Genomic DNA, 8333 nt, shown 5'->3' on the forward strand with positions numbered 1-8333 from the left:
GTCCGGCCGCCGCCCCGCCCGCCGCCGCCCCGGCCGCCGCCCCGCCCGCCGCCGCCCCGCCCGTCACGGGCCCGCTCGCCGCGCACCAGGCGGCGCAGCCAGGCGTAGCGGGAGAACCGCTCCCGGTTCGCCACCGAGGCCCGGTCCAGCTCCTCCATCAGCCGCCGGCTGCGGTGTTCCAGGTCCAGCTCGTCCAGGATGCGGTCCACCTCGGCCAGTATCGAACCGTGCAACTGCCAGGCCTCCGGGTGCTCCTGGACCTTGCGCAGCAGCACCTGGGCGACGTTCTCCCGGCAGGCCCAGGCCGCCGCCAGCTCGGCGGTCAGCCGCTCCTCCGCCTCCTCAGCGTTCCGGCTGACCTGGGTGGTCACCAGTACTGCGAAGCTCACCAGCGCGCCGCCGACGTGCGCCAGCAGTTCCTCCAGCCCCACCGCGACGTCCGGCGGGAAGAGCCGCTCGTCGGGTGCGCGCCGCTTGGCCAGGTCGGTGAGCGAGCGGGCCAGCACCCGGATCACCACGACGCAGATCTCCAGGGTGTCCAGCCCGGTGCGCAGCACCAGCCGGGACAGCAGCCCCTCGCTGATCCGCGGGTTGAACCGCAGGCTGTCCTCGGCCTGGCGCAGCGCCGCGTCCACGTCGGCGATCGCCTGGTCCAGCCGGCGGGCCTCGTGCAGCCGCTCGGCGGCCCGGGACACCGGGGTGGGGCGGCCCAGTTCCTCGGCGATGTCCAGCAGTAGTTGGCGGGCCCGCCGGGCGAGGTCCTCGATCGACTCCCCGGCGGTGTCCACCCAGACCGGCGGCGCGAACAGCAGGTTGAACAGGAGGCCGACGGCGGCGCCGATGAGCGTCTCCAGCACCCGGTCCCAGGCCTGCGAGGCCAGCTTGGTCACGCCCAGGATCAGCATCGCGCTGATCGCGACCTCCTGGACGAACTCCTCGACCCGGACGAACCGGCCGACGACCAGCGAGGCCAGGATGATCAGTCCGAGGCTCCACCAGGAGAGCCCGACCACGGCGCTGAACCCGATCGCGATCAGCACCCCGACCACCACCGAGTTGACCCGGCGGATGCTCATCTTGAGCGTCGAGTAGACGGTGACCTGGACGACCAGCAGTGCGGTGAGCGGAGCCGTCAGCGGGGCGGGCTCGCTGCTCAGTTGCGTCGCCACCGCGTAGGCGATGGTGGCCGCGACGGTGGCCCGGACGGTCTGGACCACGAACGGTTCTCGGGCGCTGCGGCGGACCAGGTCCGCGAGTGACTCCGGGAGAAGGGCCATGTCGCCCTTCTTTCCCCGTGGCCGCCGTTCACACCGCCCGGGGGCCGTCCGGCACCCGGACGACCGCACCGCACCGGGCCGACGGCGGCCCGGCGGCGGCCCGGCGGGTCGGCCCGCCGTTCGCCCGCCGGGTCAGCCCTCGCGGTTGAAGCGCAGCTTCCAGGGCGCCAGCGCGGACTCGACCTGCACGCCCATGCTCATCTTCGAGGCGCCCTCGATCCGCTCCTCGAAGCGGATCGGCACCTCGCGGATCGTCATGCCCTGCTTGACGACCCGGTAGTTCATCTCGACCTGGAACGAGTAACCGTTGCTCTGCACGGTCGGCAGGTCGATGGCGCGCAGGGTGCCGGCCCGCCAGGCCTTGAAGCCGGCGGTGGCGTCCTTGACGCCGAGGCTGAGGATCGCGTTGACGTAGAAGTTCGCCCAGGCGGAGAGCGCCTTGCGGTGCCAGGGCCACTCCTCGGCGGTCGAGCCGCCGTCGACGTAGCGGGAGCCCAGCACCACGGCGGTGTCGTCGGTGAGCAGCGTCTCGACCATCGCGGGTATCGCCGCGGCCGGGTGGGAGAGGTCGGCGTCCATCTGCACCACGACGTCGGCGCCCTCGTCCAGGGCCTTGGCCATGCCGGCCAGGTAGGCGCGGCCGAGGCCGTCCTTCTCGGTGCGGTGCAGCACGCCCACGGTGCCGCCGGAGTCCGCGGCGAGCTTGTCGGCGATCTCGCCGGTGCCGTCGGGGGAGCTGTCGTCCACCACCAGCAGGTGCAGGTTGGGTACCGGGAGCTCCGCGAGCATGCCCGCGAGGACCGGGAGGTTCTCCCGCTCGTTGTACGTGGGGACGACCACAACGACCTTGGGGGAGGCCTCGACCATGTTCTGTTTCCCTCGTGCCTGCTCCGGATGCGACCGTGCGAGTGTATCGGGGGCCCCGCCCCCCTCCCGCCCCGGCCGGGACCGGAAACCCGTTCGCCCGCGATGGGCCGATGTGGGAGGCTGCCGTCGCCCTTGCCGAACGCCGACCCGGAGCCCTCCTTGACGATCCGTCACAGCACCGCCCTGCCCGTCACCGCCCTGGTCCTCGCACTGGCCGCGCTGACCGGCTGCGGCGCCGACAACGCCGCTCCGCCGCAGGCCGCCCCCGCGACCGGAGCGTCCGCTACCGCCTCCGGCGCACCGGCCGACGGGACCGGTGCGTCCGCCGCCGCCACGGGCGCACCGGCCGACGCGGCCGGAGCCTTCGATCCTGCGGTCGCGATCGCCCACCGCTCCAAGGAGCCGTACGCCGCGACCTTCGAGATGACCGTCGAGCGGGGCGAGGGCGCCGAGAAGGAGGTGACCACCGTCACCGGCCGGTCGAACCACAACACCCCGGCCGAGGGAGCCCGACGGGAGAGCAAGATGGTCCGCGGGTCCTCCGTCCTGGCCTGGGAGGAGACGGTGGTCATCGACCAGGCCGTCTACCGGCGGAGCAAGGAGAACGGTGAGACCCGGTGGACGACGGACCAGAAGGCCCCGGCGAGCGCCGGGGTCGGCACGTACGACGACGACGGCTTCGCCAAGGTCCTGCTGGACGCCGGGCCCGCCGCCCGCAAGGGCATGGAGGTCGAGGCGGGCGTGCCGGTGTTCCACCTGGCCGCCCGGCTCTCACCGGAGCAGCTGCGCCGCGCGGACCCGAACTACGGGGTCGGGCGGCAGAACGAGGGTGTGGGCCCGGCCGACTGCGAGCTGTGGATCGACCGGCTCGGCCGGACGGTCCGCAGCTCGCAGTCGACGGTGGTCGCCGGTAAGCCGGTCGTGACGACGGAGCGCAGCTCGGACTTCGGTCCCGTGGAGACCTTCACCCCGCCGGCCACCGGCTGAGCCGGAGCCGCTACGCCGTGCCGTAGACGGTGGTGAGGTTGTCCTGGGCCGGGTGGGTGTGGGCGGCGGGGCCGGCGGCGAAGGCGCGCAGGACGTTCTCGGTGACCCGGCGGACGAGGTCCCCGGCCTGCGCGTCGATGCCGTGGTCGGCCCTGCCGCCGCCGGGGCCGTGGGCGTCCAGCGCCTCGACCCAGCGCATCGTCCCGGTGGCGAAGACCCCGGCACCGCTCGGCACGGTGTAGTACGCGGTGTCGGCGTGCGAGCGGCGGCCGTCGCAGACCACGGGGGAGTGGGCGATCACCTCGATCGGGCGCGGGGTGGGGAAGCCGGCGTCCACCCGGTCGTACTCGACCCCGACCAGGTGCGGGAAGGACGCCCCGGCCGCGACGCCCGTCCCCTCGAAGGCCCAGTGCCCGGGCTCGGTGACCACGTACGGGGCGTCCACCGGGTAGCCGTCGTAGCGGACGCCGAGCATCGAGCTCTCCGGGTCGGGATCCGGGCCGGCCCGGAAGTCGGTGGTCGCCGGGGCGCCCGCCCGGTACCCCGGGTCCCGCGCCCAGGCGTCCTTGTAGCAGACCACCGCGCGGTCCGGCCCGAGCCCGGTCGGCTCGAACCGGACCCGGCGGTAGCAGCAGTTGGCGCCCAGGACGGCCAGGTTGGTCCCGGCGTCCCGGGCCGCGACCACGTGGGCCCGCTGCTCGGGCGACCAGTACTCGTCGTGGCCCAGCGACAGGACGGCGCTGGCTCCGGCCAGCAGGCCGGGCTCCCGGGCCACGTCGATGCCGGTGGTGTACGCCAGCGGCAGGCCGAGCCGCTCGGCCAGGGCGATCAGCGGCGCCTCGTAGACCAGGAACAGCCCGGCGCCGTGGTCGTAGTCGTACGGCCGGTCGAAGACGACCGTCAGCGAGCGGGTGGCCAGGCCGCCGGTCGGGCCGTTGTAGAGGCTGTGGCCGCCCCACTCGTTGTAGGCCTGCCAGGTCGCCGGGGCGCTCATGACCACGGTCCGGCCGGCGGTGCTCGCCGAGCGGACGGTGAGCGGGACGTAGCGCCGGCCGGAGCCGTCCTCGGCGTCCAGGCGCAGCAGGTAGGCGCCCTCGGGCCAGCCGGCGGTGTCCACCGCGAGGGTGCGCTGCCAGCCGGTCAGCACGGTGCGGGTCTCCGGGTCCACCTGCGGCGCGGCCTGCCGGCCGCCGGGGACGTGCTCGCGGCGCCAGACCAGCCGGGCGCGGGCGCCGCCGTACCAGCCCATCCGGTAGGCGGAGATGGTGAAGGCGGCGGCGGGGGTGGAGACGTGCAGGCCGAAGGACTCGCCGGGCAGGACGCTGACCCGGTCGGCGAAGCCCTCGACGGCGTCGTCCGGGCCGGGGTCGGTGATCTCCCAGTCGGGGTCGCCGGGGAGCGAGCGCTCGCTCGTCGGGCCGCCGGTGGCGGGGACGGCGGACGCGGGGGCGGCGGCCGCGGAGGCGGCCGTCGGGGCCGACGGTGCCGGAGCGGTGGCCGGGCCCGGGCGGCCGGGGCCGCAGGAGGTGACGGCGGCCGCCATCAGGCCCAGGCCCAGAATCCCCCGCCGGCTCGGCTCCGCCACCGCGACCTCCCTGCGTCCGTGCTGCTCGTCCGTACTGCTGTCCGTGGGCGCGCCCGGCCCGGCCCGGCGCTCGCGCGGACATCCTCGCGCCTTTCGCGGGGCCCCGGCAGACCGCCGCGCCGGGCCGGGCGCCGCCGCGGGCCGTCGCCGCCGCGGGAGGAGGCCCGCCGCCGGGGCGGGGCCGTACGGGCGCACCCGGGCGTGTCGGCCCGCGAGGTCGACGGGCCCGGCGAGCCCGTCCCCTAGCCTGACCAGGCCCGCCGTCCGGCGGCCACAGGGGGTCCGGAGCCGCGCGCCCGGCCGAGTCGTGGACAGGGGAGCACGTGGTGTCGTCGGGGTCGGCCGAACCGGGGGCGGGGCCGGTCACCCGGCGCGAGCGCTTCCGGGCCTGGATGCTCGAAGGCCTCGCGGACATGGCCAAGCAGCACCCCGGCCCGCACGCCCAGCTGCCGCAGGTGAAGGGCCAGCGCTGGTGGCGGGTCATGTGCCTGACCGGCCTGGACTACTTCTCCACCCTCGGCTACCAGCCCGGCATCGCCGCGCTCGCGGCCGGGCTGGTCTCGCCGCTGGCGACCATCGTGCTGGTGGTCGTCACCCTGCTCGGCGCCCTGCCCGTCTACCGGAGGGTCGCCCAGGAGAGCCCGCACGGCGAGGGCTCGATCGCGATGCTGGAACGGCTGCTGTCGTTCTGGCAGGGCAAGCTCTTCGTGCTCACCCTGCTGGGCTTCGCGGCCACCGACTTCATGATCACCATCACCCTGTCGGCCGCCGACGCCGGCGCCCACCTGGTGGAGAACCCGCACCTGCACAGCGCCCTGACCGGCAAGCAGGTCCTGCTGACCCTGGTCATGATCGCGCTGCTCGGCGCCGTCTTCCTCAAGGGCTTCAGCGAGGCGATCGGCCTGGCCGTGGTGCTGGTCGGGGTGTACCTCTCGCTGAACGTCGTGGTGGTGGCCAACGGGCTGTGGCACGTGCTCAGGGCCCCGCACGTGTTCACCGACTGGACGGACGCGCTGACCGTGGAGCACGGCAACGCGATCGCGATGATCGGCGTCGCGCTGACCGTCTTCCCGAAGCTGGCGCTCGGCCTGTCCGGCTTCGAGACCGGCGTCGCGGTGATGCCGCACATCGAGGGCGACCCGGACGACACCGAGGAGAAGCCCACCGGCCGCATCCGCGGCGCCCGCAAGCTGCTGACCACCGCCGCCGCGATCATGAGCGTCTTCCTGATCACCACCAGCTTCATCACCACGCTGCTCATCCCGGCGGACCAGTTCAAGCCCGGCGGCCAGGCCAACGGGCGGGCGCTCGCCTACCTCGCCCACGAGTACCTGGGCAGCACCTTCGGCAGCGTCTACGACCTCTCCACCATCGCCATCCTCTGGTTCGCCGGGGCCTCCGCGATGGCCGGGCTGCTCAACCTGATGCCGCGCTACCTGCCCCGCTACGGGATGGCCCCGCACTGGGCCCGCGCGGTGCGGCCGACCGTCATCGTGCTCACCCTGATCGCCTTCCTGGTGACCTGGATCTTCGACGCGAACGTGGACGCCCAGGGCGGCGCCTACGCGACCGGCGTGCTGGTGCTGATCAGCTCCGCCGCCATCGCCGTCACCATCGCCGCCCACAAGGCCGGGCAGCGCCGCTGGCGGGCCGGCTTCGCGGTGATCTCCGCGGTGTTCCTCTACACCACCGCGGTGAACATCGTCGAGCGGCCGGACGGCGTCAAGATCGGTGCCTGCTTCATCGCGGGGATCATGCTGGTGTCCTTCCTCTCCCGGCTCAAGCGCGCCTTCGAACTGCGCGTCACCGACGTGGTGCTGGACGAGGTCGCGGAGCGGTTCGTCCGGGACTACGTCCACCGCCCGCTGCGGCTGATCGCCAACGAGCCGAACAGCCGGGACCTCGCCGAGTACCGCGACAAGATGCACCAGATCCGGCGGGACAACGACATCCCGGCCGAGGACGACCTGGTCTTCGTCGAGGTCACCGTGCTCGACCCGTCCGACTTCGAGGCCGTCCTGACCGTGCGCGGCGAGGTGCTGCACGAGCGCTACCGGGTGCTGGCGCTGGAGAGCTCCAGCGTGCCCAACGCGCTGGCCGCCCTGCTGCTCCAGGTCCGCGACCTCACCGGGCAGCAGCCGCACATCTACTTCGAGTGGACCGAGGGCAACCCCTTCGCCCAGTTCCTGCGGTTCTTCCTGTTCGGACAGGGCGAGATCGCCCCCGTCACCCGCGAGGTGCTGCGCGAGGCCGAGCCGGACCGCTCGCGCCGCCCGGCCGTCCACGTGGGCTGAGGGACCGTCCGGCCGACGGCGGGGCGGCCCCTCGGCCGGTCAGCGGCTCCGGTGGGACCTGCTCCACGCGGGGGCGACGAAGGCCACCAGCGCGACGGCGAAGCCGACCTGCAGGATGTGCCGGATCCAGTCGATGCCCGAGGTGTGGCGGACGCCGATCCAGCCGGAGACGGCGTTGCCGAGCCAGGCCCCGGCGGCGCCGAGCAGCATGGTCAGCCACCAGGGGATCGACTGGGGTCCGCGCAGGATCGCCTTGGCGATCACGCCCAGCACGAAGCCGATGAGCAGAATCCACAGGAGCTGGAACATCGCAGTCCACCTTCCGGGCGCTCCCCGGGCCGACGGCCCGGTGCGCCGAATCGCCGTTGACGCGGTTCGTCCCATGATCACCCGGATCGGGCGAACAGGCATGTCGACAGGAGACCGCGCAGGTCAGCGCCGTGCCGGCGGGCCTGGGGGCCGGTTCCGGTGGGGACGGGCGGCGAGAACGCGCCGCAGGACGGGCCGGAAAGGAGCTGTCCGCCGGCGTGCCCGCACGGATAGGAATGGGCGGGACGCGGACGGGCCGCGTCGCCGAGAGGAGCCGACCCACGTGATACGCCTTCGTTCCGCCGTGCTGACCCTGGGCTGTGCCGCCGCCGCGATGACCCTGACCATGGGGACGGCCCAGGCCGCGCCCGGCGACACCAGCACCGTCTGCTCCTCCTCGCTGACGCCGAGCGGCTTCGTGGACGTCCAGTGGTGGAACAGCTTCGGCTGCGGCTCCGGGTTCACCCCGAACACCAAGAAGATCATGCAGCTCACCGGCTACCCGGTCGGCACCGTGGTCAACGCCTGCGCCTCCACCTGGCCGCCGGACGGCTGGACGATCGTGAGCACCTTCTACGCCTCCGGCTGCCAGTACTCCGCGGTGCCGAGCCTGGAGAAGAACTCCTGGCAGCTCAAGCGCGTCTCCTGACGCCCGCGCACGACCGGGAACGGGGGACGGCCCGGCGACGGGTACGACCCGACGGCGGTTTCCAGCGGCCGGGGCCTCAGCGGTCCCGGACCGCCGCGACGGCCTCGCGGACCCGCGGGTGCGGATCGTCCGCCAGGCCGTCCAGCAGGTCGGCGACGCCCGGGGTGGACCAGCGCCCGACCGTCCAGACCAGGTCCGCCCGCACCCCCGGGTCCGGGTGGGCGGCCAGGCGGGCGAGGAGGTCCACCGGGCCGCGCCGGCGCAGCCCGAACCAGCGGCTGGGCGTCGGCGGTGCGCAGGGTGCGGGTGTAGTACCGGCCCAGGGTGCGCATGCCCCAGGCCCGCAGCGCGAGCCCGGCGACCAC

Annotated in this window: 8 protein-coding genes; 3 read left to right on the forward strand and 5 right to left on the reverse strand. The window is 74.1% G+C overall.

All coding sequences use genetic code 11. The features are described from left to right. Together ABZW03_RS32355 and ABZW03_RS32360 are read right to left on the reverse strand one after the other, a co-directional pair. On the reverse strand, positions 1–1277 hold a 1277-nt coding region (locus ABZW03_RS32355; protein WP_355266270.1), incomplete at its 3' end, for an aromatic acid exporter family protein. 132 nt (positions 1278–1409) lie between these two features. Further along, on the reverse strand, positions 1410–2144 hold the full coding sequence (locus ABZW03_RS32360) for a polyprenol monophosphomannose synthase (protein ID WP_355266272.1): 735 nt from the start codon (positions 2142–2144) through the stop codon (positions 1410–1412). Positions 2145–2303: 159 nt separating this feature from the next. Between ABZW03_RS32360 and ABZW03_RS32365 the strand changes: the two genes are divergently transcribed. Further along, on the forward strand, positions 2304–3131 hold the full coding sequence (locus ABZW03_RS32365) for a hypothetical protein (RefSeq protein ID WP_355266275.1): 828 nt from the start codon (positions 2304–2306) through the stop codon (positions 3129–3131). A 10-nt stretch (positions 3132–3141) separates the two neighbouring features. On the opposite strand, the gene ABZW03_RS32370 is transcribed toward ABZW03_RS32365, so the two are convergent. Beyond that, positions 3142–4674, reverse strand: coding sequence for a N,N-dimethylformamidase beta subunit family domain-containing protein (locus ABZW03_RS32370; protein WP_355266286.1), 1533 nt, complete (start codon positions 4672–4674; stop codon positions 3142–3144). A 434-nt stretch (positions 4675–5108) separates the two neighbouring features. Here ABZW03_RS32370 and ABZW03_RS32375 point away from each other — a divergent pair, with 434 nt between their 5' ends. Further along, complete coding sequence (locus ABZW03_RS32375) at positions 5109–7010, forward strand: amino acid transporter (RefSeq protein ID WP_355266289.1); 1902 nt, start codon at positions 5109–5111, stop codon at positions 7008–7010. 39 nt (positions 7011–7049) lie between these two features. Here the strand turns inward: ABZW03_RS32375 and ABZW03_RS32380 are convergent, their stop codons facing one another. Next, positions 7050–7319 (reverse strand): GlsB/YeaQ/YmgE family stress response membrane protein, encoded by a 270-nt coding sequence (locus ABZW03_RS32380; RefSeq protein WP_355266278.1) that lies wholly within the window; start codon positions 7317–7319, stop codon positions 7050–7052. Positions 7320–7602: 283 nt separating this feature from the next. On the opposite strand from ABZW03_RS32380, the gene ABZW03_RS32385 reads away from it, so the two are divergent. Beyond that, positions 7603–7968, forward strand: a complete 366-nt coding sequence (locus ABZW03_RS32385; protein ID WP_355266280.1) for a hypothetical protein — start codon at positions 7603–7605, stop codon at positions 7966–7968. A gap of 76 nt (positions 7969–8044) precedes the next feature. On the opposite strand, the gene ABZW03_RS32390 is transcribed toward ABZW03_RS32385, so the two are convergent. Continuing rightward, a partial coding sequence (locus tag ABZW03_RS32390; RefSeq protein WP_355266283.1) for a HEAT repeat domain-containing protein occupies positions 8045–8333 on the reverse strand: 289 nt, incomplete at its 5' end.

Source organism: Kitasatospora sp. NPDC004799 (genome assembly GCF_040609095.1).
Taxonomy (GTDB): Bacteria; Actinomycetota; Actinomycetes; order Streptomycetales; family Streptomycetaceae; genus Kitasatospora.